The sequence below is a fragment of the Bacillus sp. FSL E2-8887 genome, from assembly GCF_038007205.1.
GTDB lineage: Bacteria > Bacillota > Bacilli > Bacillales > Bacillaceae_G > Bacillus_A > Bacillus_A mycoides.
Map to the genome: position 1 here is coordinate 3,988,843 of NZ_JBBOWS010000001.1, position 25,406 is coordinate 4,014,248.

Below are 25,406 nucleotides of genomic sequence, written 5' to 3' on the forward strand. Positions count from 1 at the left end.
GTTGACAAGCTTTTAAATATAGTTTTATAATACAAAACATAGTTTAGTTGAACGAATTATATATCGGCTTTGAAGGAATACTAGTAGCGACTTATATCCCTGTCTCAGAGAACTGATGGTTGGTGCGAATCAGTACATATACAAGCGTGAATTACAATTCTGGAGCTTCTTTCCCGTAATGCTTTTTATGCATGAAGAGAAAGACGGATCTTTCCGTTATCTTAAAGTAAGTGGTAAACAATTAATTGTTTACAAATAGGGTGGTACCGCGATTTTTATCGTCCCTATCGGATTTTCCGATAGGGGCTTTTTTGCGTCCTTCCCTTTTAAATAACTTCATATATACGCGTTGAAAGAATCGCAGTAGTATCTTGTATCCCTGTTTCAGAGAGCTAATGATCGGTGGAAATTAGCACATATATAAGTACGAATTACAATTCTGGAGCTTCTTTTTCGTAGTGCTTTTATGCATGAAGGAAAAGACGGAATTTTTCCGTTATCATTAGTTGAGATGTAAGTATATTTTCACTTACAAATAGGGTGGTACCGCGATTTTTTCGCCCCTATCGGATTTTCCGATAGGGGATTTTTCTATTTCTCACGCAAACAGTTGTTAAAGAATTTCGAATGTTATGATAAAATTTTATAAGCGCTTACAATTCTGAAAGGAGGTGGTACAAGCTATACAAAACTGGTATTCATTTTTATAGAGAAAAAGGAGGACGTCTAAATGACAAAGAAAAAAGAAATTCCATCACATTTAAAACCATTCGTATCCACACAGCATTATGATCAATACACACCGGTGAATCACGCTGTTTGGCGTTACATTATGAGACAAAACCATAGCTTCTTAAAAGATGTTGCTCATCCATCCTATGTTAACGGACTACAATCATCTGGTATTAATATAGATGCAATTCCAAAAGTAGAAGAAATGAATGACTGTTTAGCACCAAGCGGCTGGGGTGCCGTAACGATTGACGGACTTATTCCCGGCGTCGCATTCTTCGATTTTCAAGGTCATGGATTACTACCAATCGCAACAGATATTCGTAAAGTAGAAAATATCGAGTATACACCCGCTCCTGATATCGTTCATGAAGCTGCAGGCCACGCACCGATTTTGCTTGATTCTACATATGCAAAATATGTGAAACGCTTTGGACAAATTGGAGCGAAAGCTTTCTCCACAAAAGAAGAACATGATGCTTTTGAAGCCGTTCGTACATTAACGATCGTAAAAGAAAGCCCTACTTCTACACCTGAAGAAGTTGCAGTTGCTGAAAATGCTGTAATCGAAAAACAAAACTTAGTTTCTGGTTTATCAGAAGCAGAACAAATTTCACGTTTATTCTGGTGGACAGTGGAATACGGCTTAATCGGCAATATAAATGATCCGAAAATTTACGGTGCTGGTCTCCTTTCCTCTGTCGGTGAAAGTAAGCAGTGCTTAACAAACGCTGTAAAGAAAGTCCCATTCTCAATTGAAGCTTGCACCGGGACAACTTATGATGTAACAAAAATGCAACCACAGCTATTTGTTTGTGAATCATTTGAAGAATTGACTGAGGCCCTTGAGCAGTTCTCTACAACGATGGCATTTAAAACAGGTGGAACAGAAGGATTAGAAAAAGCAATCCGCTCCGAAAATCATGCTACAACTGAGCTAAGTAGTGGATTACAAATTACGGGTACATTTACAGAGACAATTAAAAATGATACTGGTGAAGTTATTTACACACGAACAAGCTCACCAACTGCATTAGCAATTCATAATAAACAACTAGCAAATCATTCTACATCTGTGCACAGCGATGGATTCGGGACACCAATCGGATTACTAGATGGAGATATTGCATTAGAAAATTGTACAGAAGAACAATTACAATCATTAGGCATTACAATTGGAAGCAGTGCAGAGTTTACTTTTGCAAGTGGCATTCATGTAAAAGGAACAGTAACAGACATTGTAAAGAATGATAAAAAAATTGCTCTTATCTCCTTTATAAATTGTGCAGTTACTCATAAAGATCGCTTATTATTTGATCCTTCATGGGGAGCATTTGATATGGCTGTCGGCTCACAAATCACTTCTGTATTCCCAGGAGCGGCAGATGCGGCTGCATTTTTCCCGATGAATGAAGAAGTACAAGAAACGCCTGATCCACTTGTACTGAATAAGCTTGAACGTATGTATCAAACAGTTCGAGATATACGTAACGATAGTATTTTACACGATACTCATACTGATCAATTAATAGCTATTCAAGAAGTATTAAATAAATTTTATCCGAAAGAATGGTTGCTTCGTCTTGAAATTTTAGAATTGCTTTTAGAACATAACAAAGGTCACGAAGCATCAGCAGCATTATTACAACAACTTTCTACTTTCACAACTGAAGAATCTGTAACACGTCTTATTAACAATGGTCTTGCGTTACTGCAGGTAAAGGATGTGAAAAATGATGCTACGATTAACTAATGAAGAAGTACAAGAGGAATTAACAAAGCTGGATAAATGGACAGTGAAAGATGAAAAATGGATTGAAAGAAAATATATGTTTTCCGACTACTTAAAAGGAGTCGAATTTGTCTCTGAAGCCGCCAAACTATCAGAAGAACATAATCACCACCCATTTATCCTTATCCAGTATAAAGCAGTCATTATTACTTTGTCATCATGGAATGCAAAAGGTTTAACGAAACTAGATTTTGACCTTGCAAAGCAATTTGATGACCTATTTTTACAAAATGAAAAAGCTATTATAAGAAAGTGAAAAAAGAGAAGCCTTTTTAGGCTTCTCCTTTCACTTTAAAATGTATACAATGTCCAAACGGATCCTTGGCCTGTAATATTCCATCTTTATACGTAGCAACTACGCCAATATATTTTAAACTTTCACACACTTGCTCTTTTTGTTTTTCATCTGCTAGTACAATTGTGAAATATTTCAAACCAACGGAATTTGGCATTTGTGGTGGTATACCTTCACCCTGCCATGTATTTAAACCGATATGGTGATGATAACCACCTGCTGATACGAACAACGCTCCATTACGAGCTGGAATCGTTACATCAAAACCAAGGCCATCAACATAGAAACGTTTCGCTTCTTCTAAGTCAGCTACATGTAAATGAATGTGCCCCATCACAGTACCAGCCGGGAACCCATTCCATGTACTTCCTTGCTGTAATAATCCTTCGCCGTCTAACGGGTTACTAACAAATGGTAGCTCTCCATTTTCATCATGCCAAACTTCTTTTTGGCGATCATGATAAATTTCAATCCCGTTTCCATCTGGATCAGCTAAATAAAGAGCTTCACTAAAGTAATGGTCAGCCCCACCATGTAATGGGTGTACTCTCTCAACAAAATGACGAAGAATATTTGCTAAGTCTTGTCTGTTTGGTAATAAAATTGCATAGTGATATAAACCAGTTCGACCTCTTTGCTTCGGAAGAGCGTCTTCCTTTTCTTCTATTATGAGAAGTGGCTCATTGTCCTCATTACCAAACGTAACGATTGTACTTTTTTCTTCCAGTACCTTCATACGCAATACTTCTGTATAAAACTCTAGCGATTTCTTTAAATTTGATACATATAAATGAACAACCCCAAGTGTTGTTTCGGGATGAAGTGGAAAGCCCATTTTGTTATACCCCCATTTTAATTAATTCTTCTTTAACATTTTCTCTTTTAAGAAATCATCTACAAAACCATTAGCTTTCGCAACAAATAAGTAAGCACCCATCGCTAATAATGCAAGTTCTAACTCAAATCCAGGATTTTTCCCGTCTCCTAACAAACCAGCTGACCATTTTACTTTCACAATCGCTCCAACCATAACAAGTGCAAATAATAAGCCAATATACCTTACGCCTAAACCTAGAATTAACAATAGACCTCCAACTAATTCAACTGTTGCTACACCGTATGCAAGTCCTCCTGGTAAACCAATGCTTGTAAACCACCCTGCAATATTGTCAATTCCTGATTGGAATTTTGTTAAACCGTGCATAAAGAACGTTACCCCTAACACGATACGAATAATTAAGTTACCAATATGTTGATTCATTTCTTTCTCTCCTTTATGGTTTTGTTATACAAAACTTTTATTTACATTACAAAACATACACTAATTATTTTTATTCGTCAATTCATTTTTCATGAGAAAAAATATTTTTTTTTTGCTATGATACAAATAGTTGTTTACAAAAAGGAGCATGATTTTATGAATATCGGTTCTGCGATTCGTGAAATTCGTCAACGTAGAGGAATTACGATTGCCCAAATTTGTGAAGGAACAGGTCTTTCTAAAGGCTTTATGAGTCAGGTTGAAAACAATAAAACATCACCATCTATCTCAACTTTAGAAATGATCGCTAATTTTTTAAATGTTCCCCTTCCATATTTATTGTTAGAACAAAAAGATCGTTTGAAAATTGTAAAAAAAGAAGAGCGTAAATACAGTGTGTATGGAAAAGATGAACAAAGAATTGAGCATGTTGCGGAGCAAGGTGGTCTCCGCCTATCTCTAGTAGAAATTTCTGCCGGATTCCCGAAAGAAAACTCACCAAATGCTCATGAAGGTGAAGAGTGTCATCTTGTATTACGCGGAAAACTAGAAGTTCAACATGGAGAAGATATTGCGATTGTAGAAGAAGGTGATTCTTTCTCTTGGAATGCATGCGTTCCTCATATTGTTCGCAATATAGGTGAAGAATCTGCATTATTACTTATCTCTAGTCATGCGGAAAATCGAAAACGTGTTTACTAAACGATAAAAAAGAAGCCTGTTTCGTTGATATGATCCCCTTATAGTAGACAGGAAAAAGAAAGAACATTAACCTGTTTACTATGGAGGGGATTTTTTTTATGGGAAAAATTAGAGTCACTTACGATGTAGAATTTAAGAAAAAAGCTATAGATTTATACTTAAAAGAAGGCATGAGCTATAAAACCATTGCGAAAGAATTAGGTATTCATCACTCGGTTGTAAGTCGTTGGGTGAAATACTTTGAAGCTGAAGGAATCAAAGGACTAGAAGAAAAACGCGGTAAAGCGAAAGGACCAGGTTTAGGTAGACCAAGGGTTAGACCCGAAGATCCTGAAGCTAAGATCCGACGATTAGAAGCGGAAAATGAAATGTTAAAAAAGCTCTTAGGGATGTAAAAGGAGGAATGAAAGTCGTATCCAAAACGAAAAAATTCGAAGTCATCCATGAAATGACAAAAACAGGTTATACAGTGACCATTCTATGCGATATTGCTGGTGTAACCAGAAGTGGGTACTACAAATGGATAAAACGGCATACGACGCCTTCAAAAAAACAATCAGAGGATATCGAAATTAAGAAAAAGATATTGGAGTGTCATAAAAAATTAAGAGGAATTTATGGATATAGAAGAATACAAGTGTGGCTGAAAGCCACATATAACCTTCATTTGAATCATAAGCGCATCCAAAGATTGATGAGTGAACTAGGTATCAAAGCCGTAATTAGAAAAAAACGACCTTATTACGGAAAAAAAGAGGCTTATGTGCTTTCAGAAAACCATCTCAATAGGCAGTTTCAAGCTTCAAAACCGAATGAGAAATGGGTAACCGATATCACCTATTTGATTTTCAATGGACAGCGCTTGTACTTATCCGCTATTAAGGATTTATACAATAATGAAATTGTTGCCTATGAAACCAGTCGTAGAAACGACTTAAAACTTGTGTTAGATACACTTAAAAAGGCAAAGAAAAAACGAAATGTGAAGGGAATCCTCTTACATAGTGATCAAGGGTCCCAGTATACATCTCGTCAATATAATCAATTACTTAAAAAATATCAGATGAAGGCAAGTATGTCTCGAAGAGGCAACTGTTGGGATAATGCTTGTATGGAAAACTTCTTCAGTCACTTTAAGGCAGAGTGTTTTCATTTACACTCCTTCCGTAAAGCGAATGAGGTCAAACTTGCCGTGCGTAAATATATGTACTTTTATAATCATCAAAGATTTCAAAAGAAATTAAATAACCTGAGTCCATATAAATATAGAACTCAGGTTGCTTAGTTGCGCTTTTTTAATACTGTCTACTTGACAGGGGTCACTGCACGTAACAGGCTTCTTTTTTATTCCCTTATAATTCCATAACTCGTCCCAACTAGTACGGTCTTTTCATGTTGATTGCGATAAACTGACTCAATTGAAACTTTTTTATATCCTTCCATTTGCTCAATATTTGTTAAAGTTAATTCACAAGTAACCGTATCCCCTGTAAAAACTGGTCTAATAAACTCACTTACTAATTCCCTCGCTATGTAATGTAACTCTTCGCCTACTTTCGTCCCAATGCTAGCAGTCAATAAACCATGGACCATTAATCGTCCATTCTCATCATATTCCATATGATGTCTACCTTTATCGCCTGTAATATTTGCAAATTCAAAAACTTCTTCCTTGGTAAATCTTCTTTCGTATTTAAATATATCCCCAACTTTTACATTCATTTTTATCCCCCGTTTAATAAACTGAATTTTCTTTTATTTTACCACAAAATGAGTCTCAGTTCAGTTTATATTATTAAAATAGCAATCCTTTTTCTTTATTACCTTATAAGTTATCGATGCCCTTCCTTTTTTGCCACTTGATACCCATAGTACGCACATGTTCCATTTCTTGATAACTCTCTTACTTCAAAATCACAACTTCTATAAAAATCAAAATTGTTAGCGGACGTATGCGCAAACCAATCGCCATGCGGAAGCTTTTGTAAACAAAGAGCTACAAGTTTCTTACCTAACCCTTTCCCCCTATACTCACACTTCACAACTAAATTTACTATGTTAGCAACCATGATTTGATCAGAAATAACTCTAACCATCGCGACCATTTCTTCTTCATCCCAAATTGTGAAAGCCCATGTTGAATTTTCAAATGCAATCGTAAACTTTTCAATTTGCCAAGAAGGGATATTATCATTACTCCAGCCAGCATCTTCAAATAATGTCTTAATCGCATATGCTGGCACTCCATTCGTTCCTTCACGAATAATTAGTCCACTATGATAAATATACATGTAATCCCTCCCTTTATTTTTTATATACCATTCTCCAAAAAATGCAATTCACCTTTTTTCATCCAACCCGCTTAATGGAATAAACGAGAACATCCATCTCATGAAATGAAGTTGTTTTCTCATAACTAAGCCCTGTTTTTCTAGCAACAAATATTGAAGCTGGGTGGTTCGGATTAATAAGTGAAATTAATTTATTCATTTGTAATGCTTGAAAACCATAGTCTCGAAATGCCGCCGCAGCCTCTTTCGCATACCCTTTCCCCCAATACTTAGGAAGTAGCCAATAGCCAATCTCAATTTCCTCTTTTCCATCTACCTTCTGCTTGACAAGTCCTGCATGACCAATTCTTATCCCAGTTTCCTTTTCAATCATTACAAATAAACCGAGACCATTTTTATAATTTGGAAGTACCCTCTCCTCCAAACTTTTTTTACATTGCATAAATGTTTTTAACGTTCCATTTCCAATATAGCGCATTACCTTCTCATCCCCCCATAAAGAAGCATAAAATGGTAAATCATCCATTGTATATTTGCGAAATTGTAAGCGATCTGTATGGAACACTCTTTTATTCACTCCCATCACTTTGAACCTCATTACATAACAACATATTTCAAACTACGTAAGTGTTGAATAATTCATATCAAGAAAGTTACCAAAAAGAAAGAAAATTCAATCTTATAAAAGTGTATTATATCAAAAAAAAGCAGTAGACAAAAGAGTGTCTACTGCATCCATATCATAACTAGTATAAAGAAAACTACAATTGAGGGGGTGTAGGATTTTCAAATATACTAGATACTTATCCCGTTCTAACGGGCGGTAAACCTTCCAATCCTTTGAGTGGAAAGTTTACCGCACATAAGAACTTTGCGGTCATTAAGAAAGCACTGTTAAGTACTCAAATACACGCTGAGCTTTTTCTCCACCCATTCGTGCATGTTGAAGAAGAGAGATGCCATGTGGGCCAGATGCACGTAATGCTTCTGGTTGTGCTACTAAAATGGCTTGTACGACTTCAAGTTCACCCAGCATAGCTGCTGCAAAAATATCCATCCGAGCTCCCTTTTCCAGTAAATAAAGAGCAATATCTTTACGGCCTACATGGGCCGCTGCTCCTAAGGCACTTTCCCAATCTGAGCCACCCCAATTATAAGAAGCATGAAGTAAGCTCGGTGATTCGGCCAAAAGCTCCTGTACTCTTTCTAGATCTCCGTGAGCTGCCATAACAAATTCCCTTACTAACTCAGTGGTAATACGCTCGTCTGTTTGCATCTCTCTTCTCCCTTTTCACAAATTCGTTTCGGTGTAAAAAATGGCTTGTCACTCCCTTGGAATATATCAACTTCAATTCCAAATACACGCTGAAACATTTGATGACATAGTACTTCTTCTGGTACGCCATCATACTGAATCTTCCCTTGTTTTAATACGAGTAAACGATCGCTATATTGAGCCGCTTGATTAATATCATGTAAAACCATTACAATCGTCATACCAAACTCTTCGTTTAATCGTTTAACAAGTTCCATTACTTCTAACTGATGGACGATATCTAAAAAGGTTGTTGGTTCATCTAATAGTAAGACATTTGTGCGTTGTGCAAGCGTCATTGCAATCCAAGCACGTTGCCTTTCTCCTCCTGATAAGGATTGTAAAAGACGATATTCATACCCTTCAAGCTTTGTAACAGACAATGCCCAATCAACAATTTCTTCATCTTCTTTATTTAAGCGACTACTCCATGATTTATGAGGACCTCTTCCGAACTCTATTAGTTCTTTCACTGTTAAATCTAATTGATGATCGTGCATTTGTGGTAACATCGCTAATTGCTTCGCTACATCTGCACTCTTCATCGTATAAATATTTTCCCCATCTAAAATGATGTCTCCTTCGCTTTGTTTAAGTAGCCGTGCTATTAAACGAAGCAAAGTAGATTTCCCCGATCCATTCGGACCGATTAAACTAACGATTTCTCCAGCTTTAATATGTACATTCATATTTTGCATTTGAAATCTTTCAGAATGTGCGTAAAACACTTTGTTAACGGAAATCACGTTGTTTTCCTCCTCTATGGATTAAATATAAGAAGAACGGACCACCTAAGAAGGACAATAAAATACCAACAGGCAATTCGATTGGATCGAACCAACTTCGAGCTATCGCATCCGCAAAAACAAGTAATATCCCACCGCCAAGGCATGATAATGGCAGTAAATATTTATAGTCATTTCCAACTAATAAACGTAACATATGCGGTACAACAAGACCGACAAATCCAATAAGACCAGAAACACTAACTGCTATTCCAGCTAACATTGTACTTACTACTATTAAATAAAACCGACTTCTTTCCACGTTATATCCTAATAATTTTGCCATTTCATCCCCAAGCATTAATACTCGAATATGTTTAATACCGAAGAAAGCTAATATAATAGCGAATATCGCATAGTAAATAATCATATTTAAATGTGCCCAACTAACACCACCAATACCACCAGCTAACCACGGTAAAACTGATTGTACTTTGTCGCTATGTAATAACATTAGCGCTGAAGTCGCTGCACCAATTAAGGCGTTTATTGAAACACCTACTAATACAATTCGTGAAGGTGGCGCCCCCTTTTGCCATGATAGTGCGTAAATGACCATTGCTGTAATAAAAGCTCCTAAAAACGCTCCTAGTGGTAAGAATGCCATATGTTGAGGAAATAAAATCATGATTATAATTGCTACAAGACCTGCTCCTGATGAAACTCCGATAATTCCAGGATCTGCAAGAGGATTTCTCATAACCCCTTGCAATAATGCTCCTGATGCAGCTAAACACGTTCCTACTATAAAACCAACGAGCACTCTCGGTATACGAAGATCCCATACAATTCGATGAACTGTCGAACCTTCATCTTGTATACCTTCTATAATGTCTCGTAAAGAAAAAGATAAGCTCCCTGCAAAAAGGCCATAAAAAAGACCTAGAACAGTTAATACGACTAAAGTAACTGTTATTATCCACCTTTTTCTCGCAAAAGGATGTTCCTTTTCTCTTACTATTTCACTACTCTCCATACTTATCATTTCCTTACATCTTGTATACTTTTATACATAAAGTCCATCGCTTCTGTAACTTTCGTCCCAGGATTTGATCCAAATAAATCTGGTGGTAAAATAACTACACGATTTTGTTTTACTGCATCTAAATTTTTCCATGCTTCATTTTTCATCATTTCGCCTTCAAATGCTTTTTTCACACTATTGGGATCTCCATGTGTAATTAAATAAATCACATCTGGATTTGCTTCAATAATACGTTCTACACTTAGCTGTGCATATTGCGGATACTCTTTCATTTCTGGAAAACTAGCTGCGATATTTTTCCCGCCTGTTTTTTCTAAAATATCCCCTGATAGAGATGTTGGTAATGCTGCTAAATAAGTGCCTGGTGCTCCATAAACTAGCAACGCTTTAACATCACTCTTTTTCTCATATTTCTTCATTTGATCATTAATTTTTTGGTTAAGCTCTTTTGCTTTATCTTCTTTCTTCATTACTGTTCCATACATTTCAATACCCTTTTGAATATCTTTTACAGAGTTGGCTGAAGAAATGATTACTTTTGTTCCTTGTCCTTCGACCGTTGGAATGTTCTTTTGGAATCCATTGTTAGCAACAAGTACATCCGGTTTTAAACTAGCAATTTGCTCAAAATTCGGTTGATGTGCATTCCCGATTACTTGTGCTTTCTTTAATTCCTCTGGGAGAGTTAATTTTGTATCAGGACGACCTACTATTTTTCCACCTAAAGCATGAATAATATCCATGTCTCCCATACTCAACGTAGCAAAACTTTCAGGAACTTTATTGAATGTTATCTTTCTGTCTGAGAGATCGGTAATTTCGATTTTGTCTGTTCCTTTGTCTGTTTTTGTTGCGGATGCTTTTTCGTTTTCTTTTGCACTGCAACCTATTAATAAGAAAAAAATAGATAAGATCGCTGTGAACAGCGTAATAGATTTGTTCATTCTTTCACCTCTAATTGATAATAATAATCATTAACTACTATTATACTTTAATTGATAAGGATTATCATTGTCAATATGAAACGCATACATTTTCTACAAAAATGAAAAAACGCTACAAAAAGATTTCTTCTTTTCGTAGCGCCCTATTTAACAATTTTCTTCATATTCGCTCTCCTCTAATTGATCACGCATCGTTCTAACACGCTTAAAGAAGAAAAAAGCAAGAACTAAAAATACAATAATACTCCCCATCATAACAAAAGACTGTACCATACTTTTTATTCCACTTGGAATTAATAAACCGATCATTAAAAATGTACTTATAGCTAAAAGTACTTGTGCAAACCGGGTATAATCTGCTATTTTTTCTTGTAATTCTTTCATCTGCTTATCACTCCCATCCTCACTTTATCACATTCTATCAAGCTTAAAGACAAGTAAATAGAACCAATCTGGGAGATGTTTTCCAAAGTAAAAAAGAGCCGCTTACTCGCGGCTCTTTTTTATCTATTATACGCCTTTATATGCTTCCATATAGATTTCTTTCAGCTCTGAAATGAGCGGTAATTTTGGATTAGCTGTTGTACATTGATCTTCAAAAGCTCTTTCTGCTAATAATCCAACAACCCCTTCAAATTGGTCTTTGGCCACTCCTTGTCCTGCAATACTCATATTTATATTTAAGCTTTTTCCAAGCTCAATAATTGCTTGGATGAGTGATTCCACACCTTCCGCTGTTGAGCTTGCTGGAAGCCCGAGCATTCTCGCAATATGTGCATAGCGTTCATCAGCCACAAAGTGCTCATATTTTGGGAACAATGCGTGTTTTCTTGGCTTAATAGCATTGTAGCGAACTACGTGCGGCATAAGAATTGCATTCGCACGTCCATGCGGAATATGGAATTCCGGTCCAATTTTATGCGCTAAACTATGATTAATACCTAGGAAAGCATTTGCAAATGCCATCCCTGCGATTGCGGAAGCATTATGCATTTTTTCTCGTGCTTCTTCATCATTTCCATTTTTATATGCTCTCGGTAAATATTTAAATACGAGATCAATTGCTTTTAATGCTAAACCATCAGTATAGTCATTTGCCAGAACAGACACATACGCTTCAATTGCATGTGTTAATACGTCCATACCAGTATCTGCCGTCACATGAGGTGGTACTGTCATTACAAATTGCGGATCAACAATCGCTACATCTGGTGTTAATTCATAATCCGCAAGCGGGTATTTAATATTATTTTTCTTATCTGTAATAACCGCAAATGGCGTCACTTCTGATCCCGTCCCTGATGTTGTTGGAATGGCAACAAATTGTGCTTTATTTCCCAAGTTCGGATACTTACATGTACGTTTTCTTATATCCAAAAACTTCTGTTTTATTCCATAGAATGTCGTTTCTGGGTGCTCATAGAATAGCCACATCCCTTTTGCTGCATCCATAGCTGAACCGCCACCAAGCGCGATAATTACATCTGGTTTAAAGCTTTTCATCATGTCCGCACCTTTAAATACAGTTTCATCTGATGGATCTGGCTCAACTTCAAAGAAAACTTCAACTTTCACATCATTTGCATGCTTACGTAAATAGTGCGTAACTGTATCTACATAACCGTGCTCAACCATCCCTGGATCCGTTACAATAAATGCGCGGGAAATGTTAGGCATGTTTGCTAAATATGCTGTCGCATGTTTTTCAAAATAAATTTTGGGTGGTAATTTGAACCACTGCATATTCTTTTTTCTATTTGCCAACCTTTTTATATTTAATAAATGAGTCGCCGTTACGTTTTGGGAAACTGAGTTTTCCCCGTAGGAGCCACAACCAAGCGTAAGTGATGGAATAAATCCATTATATATATCACCAATTCCACCTTGTGATGAAGGTGCATTTACAATGAGACGGCAGGCTTTCATACGTAACCCAAATTGTTTTTGTACTTCTTTATTTGTAGAATGGATAACCGCTGAATGCCCTAGGCCACCAAGCTCTAACATTTCTTCGCAATATGTAAATCCTTCTTCTAATGAATTTGCTTTTACACAAGCTAACACTGGGCTCAGTTTCTCACGAGATAGTGGATACGCTGCTCCGATGCCTTTAATTTCAGCTACAAGCATTTTTGTATGTTCAGGTACAGTAATTCCTACTAATTCAGCAATATACTGTGCTGATTTCCCAACAATATCACTATTTACTGCACATGTATTTTCATTAATAACAAGCTTTTCTAATTTCTTTCTCTCTTCCTCTGTTACAAAATAACAATTATTTGCAATCATTTCTGCTTTAACATCATTATAGATTTCCTTATCTACAATGATGGCTTGTTCTGACGCACAAATCATACCGTTATCAAATGTTTTCGATAAAATCAAATCATTAACAGCACGTTTTACATGTGCCGATTTCTCTATATAACATGGTACATTACCTGGCCCTACACCTAGCGCGGGTTTACCAGTAGAATAAGCCGATTTCACCATACCAGCCCCTCCAGTTGCTAGAACGAGTGCGACACCATCATGGTTCATTAATTGTTTCGTTGCTTCCACAGAAGGTCTTTCAATCCATTGAATACAATGCTTTGGTGCACCAGCTTTCACTGCTGCATCATATACTGTTTTTGCCGCTGCAACGGAACAGTTTTGTGCAGAAGGATGAAATGCGAAAATAATTGGATTTCTCGTTTTTATCGCGATTAATGCTTTAAACATTGTTGTCGATGTTGGGTTCGTTACTGGCGTTACCCCAGCTACTACACCGACAGGTTCTGCGATTTCTATTATTTCTTCATGAGGATCTTCATGAATAATTCCTACCGTTTTATCTTTCTTTATACTATGCCAAATATATTCAGTGGCAAAAATATTTTTAATGCATTTATCTTCATATACGCCACGGTCCGTTTCTTCAACAGCCAACTTCGCAAGCGGCATATGTTGATCGACACCCGCAAGCGCCATTTCATGAACAATGTTGTCAATTTGCTCTTGTGTAAAACTTTCTAATGCTTGTAAAGCTTTTTGACCGTTATCTACTAACGTATCAATCATCTCTTTTACCTCTTGCATTTCATTTACAACTTTCTCTTTGACTACCATGTAAATTTCCTCCTATTCTGCTATCTTGGACTTCATAAGTCCCTATAGGTCATAAAAAGTCCCGATTAGCGTAAAAAAATAGAGTTACCTTCCTACATGAATCCCATTACTTGTGAAACATTTCACAAGCTTGTTCGTGAATAACATTTCATGAATTCAATATACATGAAATCATTTCATTTGTGTATGTCTAATTTGTGAAACATTTCACAAATTAATATAATAAAAATGCACTGCTCTATATTAGCAGTGCATTTTTATTATGCTAGTGCTTGTGCCAAATCTTCAATTAAATCTTCTCCATCTTCAATACCAACAGAGATTCGAATTAATGTATCTGTAATTCCTAATTCTTTACGGCGATCTGCTGGGATTGATGCATGTGTCATTTGTGATGGAATGGAAATTAAACTTTCTACTGCTCCTAAGCTTTCAGCAAGTGTAAAGTACTGTAACTTCTCAAGTACTCTATTTAATGTTTCTTCACTATCTACATCGAATGAGATGATTGCACCAAATCCGTTCGCCTGTTCTTTTGCTAATTCATGATTTTGATGTGATTCAAGACCTGGATAATATACTTTATTTACTTTCGGATGGTTATTTAAAAACTCAGCAATTGCGCGTGAATTTATTTCATGCTCCTCCATACGAATTCCTAATGTTTTTAAACCACGAAGTAGTAAGAAGCTGTCTTGTGGTCCAAGAATACCTCCTGTTGAGTTTTGTACGAAATGAAGGTCTTCTGCTAGTTGCGGGCTATTTACAGCTACTAGGCCTGCAACTACATCACTATGCCCACCTAAATATTTCGTTGCACTATGAAGTACAATGTCTGCTCCTAAAGAAATTGGCGACTGCCAATATGGCGTCATGAATGTGTTATCAATAATTGTTAATAAATCGTTCTCTTTAGCAAGAGCGGATATTTTCTTAATATCAGTAATTTTCAGTAATGGATTCGTTGGTGTTTCCACATAAATCGCTTTCGTATTTGGGCGAATTGCTTCTACAACTTCCTCTAGGTTTGTTGTATCTACAAATGTATGCTCAATGCCGAAACGGTTTAGTACTTTTGTAATAACGCGATACGTACCGCCATAAACATCATCTGTTAAAATGACGTGATCTCCTTTTGAGAATAGCATAATAGTTGCTGTAATAGCTGCCATCCCTGAACCAAATGCAAATCCAGCATGACCATTTTCTAACACTGCAATCATTTCTTCTAAAGCTGAACGAGTTGGATTACCTGTTCGTGAATATTCATATCCTTGATGCTTACCAACTGCTTCTTGTTTGTACGTACTCGTTTGATATATCGGCACGTTTACAGATCCAGTTGAAGGTTCTCCTATGCGAATACCATGAATTAACTTTGTCTTTGCTCTCATTTTTTATTCCCATCCTTTGTATATGTCTTTACTTAAATAGCGCTCACTGCTATCCGGAAAAATCGTTACAATATTTGTACCTGGTGCTGCGTTTTCTGCCTCAAGTAAGCTTGCATGAAATGCCGCTCCTGAAGAGCTTCCAACGAGAAGGCCTTCCTTTTGCGCCAATTCTTTTACGCGTAAAAATGCATTTCGATCAGAAATCGTATGAATTTCATCAAAATAAGATGTTTTTAAAAATGGTGGAATGAATTCAAGACCAATACCTTCTGTTTCATGTGAACCAGCTTTACCGCCATTTAAAATAGATCCTTCTGGTTCTACAATAACCGTTTTAATATCAATATTTTTTTCTTTTAAATAAGACGCAGTTCCCATAAACGTACCGCCAGTTCCTGCCCCTGCAACAAATATATTAATCTCTCCATTCAGCGCATCCCAAAGTTCAGGACCTAGTGTTTTGAAATAAGCACGAGGGTTTGCTTCATTAGCAAACTGACTTGGAGAGTATGAATTTGGTATTTCCTTTACTAATTCTTTTGCCTTTGCAATTGCGCCGGTCATTCCTTGCTCAGTCGGTGTATGCACGACCGTTGCACCTAGCGCTTTCATTAATTCTTGTTTTTCAATACTAAATTTCTCTGGTACACAAACAATGACGCGTAAATCATGTTCTAACGCTGCAAGTGCCAGTCCAATGCCAGTATTCCCAGCCGTCGGTTCAATAATTGTTCCGCCCTCTGCAACAAGCCCTTTTTCTAGTGCATCTTCGATTAATTCTCTTCCTAAACGATCCTTAACGCTTCCGCCTGGGTTGTAAAATTCAAGCTTTGCAAATAAACGGACTCCTTTCGGAAGTGAAAAACGAGTAATTTCCACGATTGGTGTATGACCAATCAACTCATGAACTCCACGATATACATTCATCGTGTTCTCCCCCTTATTTGCCAATAAAGAAAAGGCAACTGTATGTATTTTCTTTATATGAGACAGTTGCCTTTTTGTTACATTACTTTAACTCTTCTAGTACTTTTACGATAAAGTTTGTAGAATGAAGAGCTGCTTGATCTAAAAATTGATCAAATGAAACATTTGATTCTTTACCAGCAATATCAGAAAGTGCACGAATAATAACAAACGGAACTTCATATTGGTGGCATACTTGCGCAACAGCTGCTGCTTCCATTTCTACTGCATAAAGATCTTCAAATTTATCACGAATTGCTGCAACGCGGTTCGGATCACTCATAAATGAATCACCTGTTGCAATCATACCTTTTACAACTTGAATATTTTCTTCTGCCTGCATACATTTCTCAGCTAATGCAACTAATGCCTCATCAGCTTTAAATCCAGGTGGCATTCCTGGCACTTGACCATATTCGTAGTTAAATGCTGTTACATCTACGTCATGGTGACGAACTTCTGTTGAAATAACTACATCACCAACATTTAGAGAGTGATGGAATCCACCAGCTGAACCAGTATTAATTACTTTTTCAGGCTTATATTTTTCTAATAAAATTGTCGTTGACATCGCTGCATTTACTTTACCAATACCAGACTTTAGCAAGATTACTTCATGTCCTGCCAATAGCCCTTTCGTAAATTCACAACCTGCAACAGTTTCTGTTTCTGCTTGTTCTAGTTTGTCACGTAAAATACGTACTTCTTCTTCCATTGCTCCAATTACAGCAATTCTCAATCTAATCCCTCTTTCTATTGCTTAGTTGCCTCCATTACCCAAACGAAATGATTTAATCTCGTAAACGTTACGTGGAAGCCATTGTTTTCAAAAATAGATTGCATGATCGGAATACGTGTATAGTATTCTGTTTGCAAATCATTTGCTAACTGATGAAAACCTCTTTGTTTTGCTACTTCGACAGTTTTATCATATGCATCTTGATCTGCAAATATCGTATCAGCAAACACTATTTTACCACCTTTGTTTAGCAATTGACTATACTTCGCAATTGCTACGTCTTTTTCTTCATCTATTAAATGATGAAATGCGTAAGTGCTCACAATAGTATCGATTGAATTTGGGACTTCAAATGAAAGAAAATCACCCTCTGTAATTGAAAACTCTTTTGGTAATTTCTCTTTTGCAATAGTACGCATTTCGCGTGACGGTTCTATACCGTAAACTGTGCGACCAGCAAGTAATAATTTATTTGTTAAATTGCCAGTACCAACACCGAATTCTAATACGTTGCCAAATGACTTGTTAACTACATCCTCTAAAATGTCCTCATAATGGGCGAAAACTTCTTTATATTGTATATCTTCGCCTTGTACAAATGAGTCGTACGTATGAGCCCATTCATCAAATAAACCATTAAATTCTGTTCCCATAAAAATTCCCCTTTTTCTTATCGGTTTTATCAGTATGATATTCTCTCTTTCTAAAAATGTCAATTGAAATGTACGTAGTATTTCCTTCTTTTCTTTGTTACACTATAGGTGATTATCATAGGAGAGGGGGCATCTTCGTGTCATTTACCTTTGAAATGTTAGAAGATAAAGTAGAATTTTTCGAAGCTGCAAACTTAGTTTCTCTAGAAAAAAAAATTAACGAACAAATCGATAATAATAAAGCACTTATGCTCGAAGTTAATCATATTTCTCACCAAATGATTATGGATCCTGAAAGCAAAAGACCTTATTATAGTGCGGTTGTTCATTTTAAATTAAAGAAATTACGCTAACTAAAAAAAGAGAGGCTCTTAAGAGCCTCTCTTTTTTTAGTTTAGAGTTTGAACGAGTACTGGTTTCCAGCCCTCATTGTCTACCCAATCAATATTTACATAATATTTTTTACCTGATTGTTTATCTTGTACGTTACCGTAAGCTTTATTCTTACCGTTATTTCCAATTCTATGGATAACTAATTGATTTACTGGAACGTCAATTGCAGCTGAAATCGCTTGATTCATCTCATTCCAATCTGCTGTACCTTTTTTAAACGTCATCGCAGGTGTTGCACCTTGCTCTGTACCTACTGGCTTCCAAGAAGATTTCGTATAAGCATCTGTTGCCTGTGACTGTGTTTTTTCAGCTGGTGCTTTCTCGTTAGCTTTCGCTTCTTCTTCAGCTTTTTTCTTTTCTTCCTCAGCCTTTTGCTTCTCTTCTTCTTCCTTCTTCTTAGCCTCTGTCTTATCTTGCTCGTTCTTCTTCGTCTCTTCTTTACCTTTTGCTTTCTCAGCTTTATTTTCTTTTGTTGTTTGCTGAGCTACCTTTTTATCATTAGAAGACGCTTGCTCTTTTGTGTCAGGAACAAACAATTGATATGCTACAATAGCTACTGCTACTAATACAATAGCGATTGCAATATTTAAAACACCGTTTTGACGACGTTTTTGTTGTTTCTGTTGGAATCTAGATCCTCCTGCCATTCTTCAAACCTCCATGCAGTTTTTCATACTTGCTATTGTAACATTAAATCTAGAAAGGTTGAACATTTACAATAATATTTTCACGAAATGAAAACATTTCATAAATAATTGCAAGATTACTTTTCAATTTCTAATTGATGAATTGCCTCTACCATTTCTGCAAAAACTGGTGTGACTACATTTTCATTACTATCTGTTTCTATATCAACTACAACTAAAGCATATCTTGGGTTTTCATATGGAAAATAACCTGCAAACCAGCGATTCACCCTCTCTCCTTTTCCTGTTTGTGCCGTCCCAGATTTTCCAGCGACAGTTAGTGGCAACGAACGGAATGCGGTTCCCGTTCCTTTCTCCATCGTTACAACGCCTCTTAACAACTGTTGTAATTTTTTCATCGTTTCATAAGAAAGCTGTTTCCCATTTAATTTATGATTTTCAAATGTAAAAAAGTCGGTTCCATTTTTATACACTATTTTTTTAACGACTTTCACTTCCATCTTCTCTCCACCTCTAGCAATTGTCGCCATCATATTCGCTATAGCTAGAGGTGACACACGTACATCTTTTTGTCCGACCATCGTTTGAGCAATCGCTTTTCTACTATCTTTATTTTCTTCGCTTTCCCAAATAATAGCACTCTTTTCTTCTGGCAATTGCTCAAATTCTGGTGTATGAAATACCGAACCTTTCCAACCTACCTTCTCACGTGCTCCTAAGGCCTCTAAATACGTTTCTAACACTTCACTATCCTTTTGCATTAGTTCACCACCTAATACGGCAAACGTACGATTACAGCTTCTAGCAAAGCTTTCCTTAAAGTTTAATGACCCCATCATAACTTGTGGAAGATTTTCACCGTATAAATCCGTATTACAGTTAAATGTACGATTAAACCGCACCAAATTCTCATCAATTCCTGCTGCTGCAACTACTGTTTTAAAAACAGACCCCGGAAAATGAGGAGTTAACATTTGATTTTCAAGTGTAGCTTTATATATCCTCCTATCATTCATCTGTAAAGAAGGCCTACTTACCATTGCTACAACTTCACTATTCTTTATGTCTAGTAATACTAACCCACCTTTTTTTATTCCGTTTTCATCTATAATCTTCTCTGCTCGTCGTTGCAATGTTTTATGTATTGTTGTTTGAATAGTAACTGGATAAAATGGATTTCCTGGTGAAGTGTATTTCGCCTGCTTCCCAAAAATCGGTTCTCCTTGTCGATCCACTTGATATAGTACTTTCGCTTCTCCATCAGTCAGTAAAAATTCATCAAATGATTGTTGCAATCCAGAAATACCAATTGGCGTTTGTTTCGAAGTTTTTTTCATTTCTCCATAACGCTTTTGAAATTCCTGTTCATTCTCTCCCACATCACCAATTAAATGATCTGCCTCTCCCATTTGCTTCAGTCGAACTTCTGCTGCTACAATACCTAAAATATCTAATTGATTTACCTTCTTCATCTGCTCGAGCGTTAATTGAAATGGGGTATTCTCCCTTCGTAATATAAATGCTTGATTCTTATTTTTCATTTGCAGTCTTATCTCTTGTCTCGACACACCAATGATATGCGCAATTTTCTCTAACATGTCATTTTTTATTTGTAAAAATGGAAAAATAATTAAGACTGGATATTTCTCTTCACCAATTTCCTTACCATTTCGATCTGTAAAATGCCCTCTTCCATTATCTACTGTAAGTGATTGTGTTCGTTGCGTAACACTTTTTTCAATCAGATTGATATTTCGGTCAGTAAATGATTCCGTATCTATAATCTGTATTTGGATTAAACGACAAAGTAATAAAAAAATCACACCCATAAAACAAATTAAAACAATTATAATTCTCCGTTTCATTTTCATAAAAAACACCTCGTCTATTGTAGTTTAGACGAGGTGTTTCACCTTTTATACAAATAAAAAATCACTCGTTTTTACACGAGTGATTTTTTACGTTATTTTACAGAGATAATCTCTACTTGCATTTCTCCACCTGGTGTTTGGATTGCTACCTTCTCACCAATTTGCTTACCTAATAAGCTTTTTGCGATTGGAGAATCGTTAGAAATTCTTCCTTCAAATGGATCGGCTTCTGCGCTACCTACGATTATGTATGCTTCTTCGTCTCCACCTGGTAACTCTTTAAATGTTACTGTTTTACCTAATGTTACAACTGTAGACTCTTCACCATTGTCTTCAATGATAACCGCATTACGAATCATGTTTTCAAGTTGTGTAATACGTCCTTCTACGAATGCTTGCTCATCTTTCGCTGCATCGTACTCAGAGTTCTCAGAAAGATCTCCGAAGCTACGTGCGATCTTAATACGCTCTACAACTTCTTTACGTCTTACTGTTTTTAATTGTTCAACTTCGTTCTCTAGTTTTTGCTTACCCTCTTGCGTCATAGGGTATGTTTTTTCTGTTGCCATGTTTTCCACTCCTTTTATATACCAATCCCCCGAAAAAAAGAGGAGTTCCATATGAAAACTCCTCCGCTTATATAGCGGAGGTTTCTAGCACACGTAGCACTAGTGGAGTTGTCACATACAACCCCTTATTCTCCAATTCTTCCTTATATAAAGAAGGTATGTATGGAAAGTTGATATAAATATGCCCTCACCTATTGGTAGGTGAGGTTTCATGTTTCATTGTATTCGATAAGAAGGGAAAAAATCCCTTCCTATCGTATATCTTTTACTATGCTATTACAAATTTACTTTTTGTTCAAGAATTGTTGCAATTTTTGTAACCATAATATCAATTGCAACATGGTTTTGTCCACCTTCAGGGATAATAATATCCGCGAATTTCTTAGAAGGCTCAATAAATTGATTATGCATTGGACGTACAACGTTTACGTATTGGTCGATAACTGAATCCATTGTACGACCGCGCTCTTCAATATCGCGCTGCATGCGGCGTAAAATACGAAGGTCTGCATCTGTATCAACGAACACCTTAATATCCATTAACTCACAAAGACGTGGGTCTTCTAAAATAAGAATTCCTTCTAAAATGATTACATCTTTCGGCTCAACTGGAATAATTTTTTCTGAACGCGTATGCAATGTATAGTCATATATAGGCTTTTCCACTTGCTCATATGCAAGCAACTGCTGCAAATGGTCAATTAACAAATCATTATCAAACGCTAACGGATGATCGTAATTTGTTTTTAAACGTTCTTCCATTGGTAAATGGCTTTGATCTTTGTAATAATAATCTTGCTCCAAGATTAAAATGGAATGACCTTTAAAATGGTCAAAAATCGCTTTCGTTACACTTGTTTTTCCTGATCCTGAACCACCAGCGATTCCAATTACAACAGGCTTATTCGTCCCCATTCGACTACCACTCTTTCTTATTGAAGTATGTTTTTGCGCATCATATTATTCACATACACTGGTTGATCCACTTTGAATTTCACGATTTGCAACGGATGTCTCGCTGCATCTAATTCGTTTCCATCCTCATCCCAAATTTTCTCCACCGTCTGCGTAAAGTTTTCTATTTCTGGCCCAAAGAACTCCACTTCATGTCCTGGTTTGAAGTGATTACGTTGCTCAAGCGTTACGATGCCCGTTTCTTCATTATAATCTAACACTAAACCAGCAAAATCATACGTTGTTTTCTTACTATGATTTCCAAACATTTGCTCTTGATGTCCTGGAACCCCTTCAAAGAATGCAGGAGCTGTATCACGATTTGCACATTTATCAAGTTCATCTAACCATTCTTGTTTAAACTCAAAGTTATCCGGATCCGCACAATACGCATCAATTACTTTACGATATACAGTTGCTACAGTCGCTACGTAATGGATAGATTTCATACGTCCTTCAACTTTTAAGCTATCAATTCCAATTTCAATCATTTTCGGAATTGATAAGATTAAATTTAAATCTTTTGGACTCATCGCAAAGTGAGCATCTTCTTCTTGGAATAGAGGAAGCTCTTTTGCATCTTTATGTTGTGATACCGTTTGAACTAAATCATAATCCCAGCGGCAAGATTGACAACAACCACCACGGTTAGAGTCACGCGCTGTCATATGGTTACTTAATGTACATCTCCCTGAATACGCGATACACATTGCACCATGGACGAATGCTTCAATTTCAACATCAACTTTTTCTTTAATTTCTTTCATTTCTTCATAGCTTGCTTCACGAGCTAATACAAGACGATGTAAACCTTCTTCTTTCCAATACTGTGCTGCTTTCCAGTTGGATAGTGATTGTTGTGTACTTAAATGCACCTCAACAGAAGGCGCCACACGTTTACATGTCTCAATAATAAGCGGATCGGCAACGATAATTCCCGTTACGCCAGCTTTTTCAATCCCTTTTAAATATTCCTCTAGCCCATCCATATTTTCATTATGTGCAAAAATATTTGTTGTTACGTATATTTTTGCTCCATATTTCTTTGCAAATTCAACGCCTTCTGCCATGTCTTCCAGCGTAAAGTTACCTGCATTAGAACGAAGACCAAATTCTTGTCCACCTAAATATACAGCATCTGCCCCATAATGGATAGCTACTTTTAATTTTTCTAAGTTACCCGCAGGGATTAACAGTTCAGGTTTTTTCACAATAACGCGTTTGCCATCGATCACTCGTGAAATTTCTTGTACAGTCATTTCCTACACCCTCCTCGTTTAGTAAACCGTTTCTTTAAAGAAGAATCCTGTATCTAACGGACGATTTACCGGTTGTATTTCTTCTATCTCTTTAAATAAATCATCTTTCACGTCATAATACGCATCACGATCTTCTACACATAAATCAATCGCCTTACGATATTTCTTCGTTACCTCAATAATGTACTCAGAACTTTTTAGGACACCATCAATTTTTAAGCTATCGACTTCAGCATCGATTAGTTCCTCTAACTCATCGATGAAACAAATATCATTCGGACTCATAATGTGAGTACCATTTTCATCTTCATAAATTGGATATTTGTTATTACGTTCCGGGTCGTATAAGAACATATTCTCTTCATACTTTTTCTTTTCGATGTCGAGATTACGCCCTTGATACTCAAAGTAGTTTCCTACTAGTGAACGCTTCGATTGGAACATGCAAGTCATACCGTGAATTTGTACTTCAAGTTCCACTTCAGCATTTTCTTTTAATTCAGCAATTTCATCTAAGCTAAGCTCACGAGCTAATACAGCGCGTTTCGCTCCTCTTTGCCCCCAATAGTTACAAGTAAACCAGTTTGTTGCTGTCGTTTCTGTATTCCAGTGAAGTTGCATATTTGGTGCAACTTCACGAACAGCCATTAATACCGCTGGATCTCCGAAAACAATCGCATCTACATTTACCTCATTTAAAAAGGCAACATAGTCCGTTAATTCTTCTACTTTATCATTGTGGAACATTGCATTCATTGCAACGTATACTTTCACACCATTTTCATGCGCAATGTTTACAGCTTGTTTCACATCTTCACGTGAAAACTCTCCTGCCAAACGTAAACCAAACTTTTGTTCACCAACCATTACTGCATCTGCCCCTGCTTTCGCAAGAGGTTCAATATCCGCCACCGCTCTAGGCGTTACTAACAATTCAGGTTTCTTCATACTTTTGTCACCCTCTCTTTTTACTTACAGCCACTCCATCGCCAATCGGGAAAATCGTTGTATCATATCCTTCATGATTCATAAGCCATTCATTGTACGTCTTAATACGACGAATCAAACCACGGGTACGTCTATTTTCAATTTTCTCTTTTGTCGTCACAAGACCATGGTACATAACGTTATCTGAAATAATAACGCCACCAGGATTTAATAACGGTTCGTATAAGTCAAAAAAGCGACGATACTGCCCTTTCGCTGCATCAATAAAAATAACATCAAATGTTCCATGTTCTTTCACTTGTTCGCCCGTTTCTAAAGCATCACCGTAAATAACAGAAATACGGTCTGTTACCGAGGAACATTCTATATATTCAAGTGCCTTTTCATATCGTTCACGATTGCGCTCTACTGTCACAATGCGAGAGTTCGGAATAGCTTGCATCATACGAATACTAGAATAACCGATTGCTGTTCCAAGTTCTAAAATACTTTCCGGTCCAATTAAACGTAAAAATTGCAGCATAAATTCCATTCCAAGTCGATCCATAATCGGCACATGGTTTTCAGTTGCATACTCTTCCATTTCAAGAATTAATTTATCTTTTGGATCAATAAATGATAATAGGTACTCGTTAACTGCATCCTCCATAATTGGTCCTCCTTATTTACATGGAGAAGTGCCTCTATGACGCGTCAACCTTTGTCTTTTCACACATAGAATGCAATAAAAATACAAGCCAGTTTCACCCTTAGCTTGTACGTCCCGTTTTGATATTAAAAACGATTCTTCTGCCAGT

General features: G+C 36.6%; 28 protein-coding genes and 2 other annotated features. Of the genes, 6 read left to right on the top strand and 22 right to left on the bottom strand.

The features are described 5' to 3' along the window. The first annotated feature begins 60 nt into the window (after window positions 1-60). Window positions 61-289 (top strand) — a binding site (T-box leader). A gap of 51 nt (window positions 290-340) precedes the next feature. Then, window positions 341-568, top strand: a binding site (T-box leader). 162 nt (window positions 569-730) lie between these two features. Together NSQ08_RS20475 and NSQ08_RS20480 are read left to right on the top strand one after the other, a co-directional pair. Then, window positions 731-2,485 (top strand): aromatic amino acid hydroxylase, encoded by a 1,755-nt coding sequence (locus NSQ08_RS20475; protein WP_098635924.1) that lies wholly within the window; start codon window positions 731-733, stop codon window positions 2,483-2,485. Further along, complete coding sequence (locus NSQ08_RS20480) at window positions 2,466-2,780, top strand: 4a-hydroxytetrahydrobiopterin dehydratase (RefSeq protein WP_002143198.1); 315 nt, start codon at window positions 2,466-2,468, stop codon at window positions 2,778-2,780. Before NSQ08_RS20475 ends, NSQ08_RS20480 begins: the two co-directional genes overlap by 20 nt. A gap of 16 nt (window positions 2,781-2,796) precedes the next feature. On the opposite strand, the gene NSQ08_RS20485 is transcribed toward NSQ08_RS20480, so the two are convergent. Further along, window positions 2,797-3,654 (bottom strand): VOC family protein, encoded by an 858-nt coding sequence (locus tag NSQ08_RS20485; RefSeq protein WP_002015247.1) that lies wholly within the window; start codon window positions 3,652-3,654, stop codon window positions 2,797-2,799. Window positions 3,655-3,675: 21 nt separating this feature from the next. Continuing rightward, window positions 3,676-4,080, bottom strand: a complete 405-nt coding sequence (locus tag NSQ08_RS20490) for a DoxX family protein (RefSeq protein ID WP_340778469.1) — start codon at window positions 4,078-4,080, stop codon at window positions 3,676-3,678. A gap of 156 nt (window positions 4,081-4,236) precedes the next feature. Here NSQ08_RS20490 and NSQ08_RS20495 point away from each other — a divergent pair, with 156 nt between their 5' ends. The 3 genes from NSQ08_RS20495 (at window position 4,237) to NSQ08_RS20505 (ending at window position 6,067) form a co-directional block, all read left to right on the top strand. After that, entirely contained in the window at window positions 4,237-4,782 is a 546-nt protein-coding gene (locus tag NSQ08_RS20495; RefSeq protein ID WP_002015249.1) for a helix-turn-helix domain-containing protein, read from the top strand. A gap of 98 nt (window positions 4,783-4,880) precedes the next feature. Next, window positions 4,881-5,177, top strand: coding sequence for a transposase (locus tag NSQ08_RS20500; RefSeq protein ID WP_002170592.1), 297 nt, complete (start codon window positions 4,881-4,883; stop codon window positions 5,175-5,177). An 8-nt stretch (window positions 5,178-5,185) separates the two neighbouring features. Next, window positions 5,186-6,067: an IS3 family transposase gene (locus NSQ08_RS20505; protein ID WP_215589307.1), complete on the top strand. Its 882-nt coding sequence runs from the start codon at window positions 5,186-5,188 to the stop codon at window positions 6,065-6,067. Window positions 6,068-6,126: 59 nt separating this feature from the next. Here NSQ08_RS20505 and NSQ08_RS20510 read toward each other — a convergent pair whose 3' ends face one another. The 13 genes from NSQ08_RS20510 to NSQ08_RS20570 form a co-directional block, all read right to left on the bottom strand. Beyond that, window positions 6,127-6,504: a MaoC/PaaZ C-terminal domain-containing protein gene (locus NSQ08_RS20510; protein ID WP_131246314.1), complete on the bottom strand. Its 378-nt coding sequence runs from the start codon at window positions 6,502-6,504 to the stop codon at window positions 6,127-6,129. Window positions 6,505-6,614: 110 nt separating this feature from the next. Beyond that, on the bottom strand, window positions 6,615-7,073 hold the full coding sequence (locus tag NSQ08_RS20515; RefSeq protein WP_340778483.1) for a GNAT family N-acetyltransferase: 459 nt from the start codon (window positions 7,071-7,073) through the stop codon (window positions 6,615-6,617). A 58-nt stretch (window positions 7,074-7,131) separates the two neighbouring features. Then, window positions 7,132-7,659 (bottom strand): GNAT family N-acetyltransferase, encoded by a 528-nt coding sequence (locus NSQ08_RS20520; protein ID WP_002015253.1) that lies wholly within the window; start codon window positions 7,657-7,659, stop codon window positions 7,132-7,134. A 294-nt stretch (window positions 7,660-7,953) separates the two neighbouring features. After that, a complete protein-coding gene (locus NSQ08_RS20525; RefSeq protein WP_002129192.1) occupies window positions 7,954-8,349 on the bottom strand; it encodes an ankyrin repeat domain-containing protein in 396 nt (131 codons plus the stop codon). After that, window positions 8,316-9,134 carry an ABC transporter ATP-binding protein gene (locus NSQ08_RS20530; RefSeq protein ID WP_002129193.1) on the bottom strand — a complete coding sequence of 273 codons (819 nt, stop codon included), beginning with the start codon at window positions 9,132-9,134 and terminating at the stop codon, window positions 8,316-8,318. The genes NSQ08_RS20525 and NSQ08_RS20530 overlap by 34 nt, the downstream gene beginning before the upstream one ends. Further along, window positions 9,121-10,149 (bottom strand): FecCD family ABC transporter permease, encoded by a 1,029-nt coding sequence (locus tag NSQ08_RS20535; RefSeq protein WP_002015259.1) that lies wholly within the window; start codon window positions 10,147-10,149, stop codon window positions 9,121-9,123. The genes NSQ08_RS20530 and NSQ08_RS20535 overlap by 14 nt, the downstream gene beginning before the upstream one ends. Window positions 10,150-10,154: 5 nt before the next feature. Continuing rightward, window positions 10,155-11,102 (bottom strand): ABC transporter substrate-binding protein, encoded by a 948-nt coding sequence (locus NSQ08_RS20540; RefSeq protein ID WP_002015260.1) that lies wholly within the window; start codon window positions 11,100-11,102, stop codon window positions 10,155-10,157. 147 nt (window positions 11,103-11,249) lie between these two features. Then, complete coding sequence (locus NSQ08_RS20545; RefSeq protein ID WP_002034123.1) at window positions 11,250-11,486, bottom strand: YrhC family protein; 237 nt, start codon at window positions 11,484-11,486, stop codon at window positions 11,250-11,252. 126 nt (window positions 11,487-11,612) lie between these two features. Beyond that, entirely contained in the window at window positions 11,613-14,216 is a 2,604-nt protein-coding gene (gene adhE / locus NSQ08_RS20550) for a bifunctional acetaldehyde-CoA/alcohol dehydrogenase (protein WP_340778497.1), read from the bottom strand. Between the two features lie 260 nt (window positions 14,217-14,476). Next, the gene (locus tag NSQ08_RS20555; protein ID WP_002034121.1) at window positions 14,477-15,610 is read right to left on the bottom strand and encodes a bifunctional cystathionine gamma-lyase/homocysteine desulfhydrase; all 1,134 of its coding nucleotides are present in this window, start codon (window positions 15,608-15,610) and stop codon (window positions 14,477-14,479) included. Window positions 15,611-15,613: 3 nt separating this feature from the next. Beyond that, complete coding sequence (locus NSQ08_RS20560) at window positions 15,614-16,537, bottom strand: O-acetylserine dependent cystathionine beta-synthase (protein ID WP_002034120.1); 924 nt, start codon at window positions 16,535-16,537, stop codon at window positions 15,614-15,616. An 82-nt stretch (window positions 16,538-16,619) separates the two neighbouring features. Next, window positions 16,620-17,315, bottom strand: coding sequence for a 5'-methylthioadenosine/S-adenosylhomocysteine nucleosidase (mtnN, locus tag NSQ08_RS20565; RefSeq protein WP_002015266.1), 696 nt, complete (start codon window positions 17,313-17,315; stop codon window positions 16,620-16,622). A 14-nt stretch (window positions 17,316-17,329) separates the two neighbouring features. Continuing rightward, window positions 17,330-17,968, bottom strand: coding sequence for a class I SAM-dependent DNA methyltransferase (locus tag NSQ08_RS20570; RefSeq protein ID WP_002015267.1), 639 nt, complete (start codon window positions 17,966-17,968; stop codon window positions 17,330-17,332). A 137-nt stretch (window positions 17,969-18,105) separates the two neighbouring features. On the opposite strand from NSQ08_RS20570, the gene NSQ08_RS20575 reads away from it, so the two are divergent. Further along, the gene (locus tag NSQ08_RS20575) at window positions 18,106-18,321 is read left to right on the top strand and encodes a YrzA family protein (RefSeq protein ID WP_340778510.1); all 216 of its coding nucleotides are present in this window, start codon (window positions 18,106-18,108) and stop codon (window positions 18,319-18,321) included. A gap of 36 nt (window positions 18,322-18,357) precedes the next feature. Here the strand turns inward: NSQ08_RS20575 and NSQ08_RS20580 are convergent, their stop codons facing one another. The 7 genes from NSQ08_RS20580 to NSQ08_RS20610 form a co-directional block, all read right to left on the bottom strand. Next, window positions 18,358-19,008, bottom strand: coding sequence for a YrrS family protein (locus NSQ08_RS20580; protein WP_002034119.1), 651 nt, complete (start codon window positions 19,006-19,008; stop codon window positions 18,358-18,360). 116 nt (window positions 19,009-19,124) lie between these two features. Then, entirely contained in the window at window positions 19,125-20,879 is a 1,755-nt protein-coding gene (locus NSQ08_RS20585; RefSeq protein ID WP_340778515.1) for a peptidoglycan D,D-transpeptidase FtsI family protein, read from the bottom strand. A gap of 92 nt (window positions 20,880-20,971) precedes the next feature. After that, a complete protein-coding gene (gene greA / locus NSQ08_RS20590) occupies window positions 20,972-21,448 on the bottom strand; it encodes a transcription elongation factor GreA (RefSeq protein ID WP_105584419.1) in 477 nt (158 codons plus the stop codon). Window positions 21,449-21,724: 276 nt separating this feature from the next. After that, complete coding sequence (gene udk / locus NSQ08_RS20595) at window positions 21,725-22,363, bottom strand: uridine kinase (RefSeq protein WP_002015274.1); 639 nt, start codon at window positions 22,361-22,363, stop codon at window positions 21,725-21,727. Window positions 22,364-22,380: 17 nt separating this feature from the next. Then, on the bottom strand, window positions 22,381-23,661 hold the full coding sequence (locus tag NSQ08_RS20600; protein WP_002015275.1) for a peptidase U32 family protein: 1,281 nt from the start codon (window positions 23,659-23,661) through the stop codon (window positions 22,381-22,383). A gap of 18 nt (window positions 23,662-23,679) precedes the next feature. Then, window positions 23,680-24,609: a peptidase U32 family protein gene (locus NSQ08_RS20605; protein WP_002015276.1), complete on the bottom strand. Its 930-nt coding sequence runs from the start codon at window positions 24,607-24,609 to the stop codon at window positions 23,680-23,682. Between the two features lie 7 nt (window positions 24,610-24,616). After that, a complete protein-coding gene (locus tag NSQ08_RS20610) occupies window positions 24,617-25,258 on the bottom strand; it encodes an O-methyltransferase (protein WP_002034114.1) in 642 nt (213 codons plus the stop codon). Window positions 25,259-25,406 lie beyond the last annotated feature (148 nt).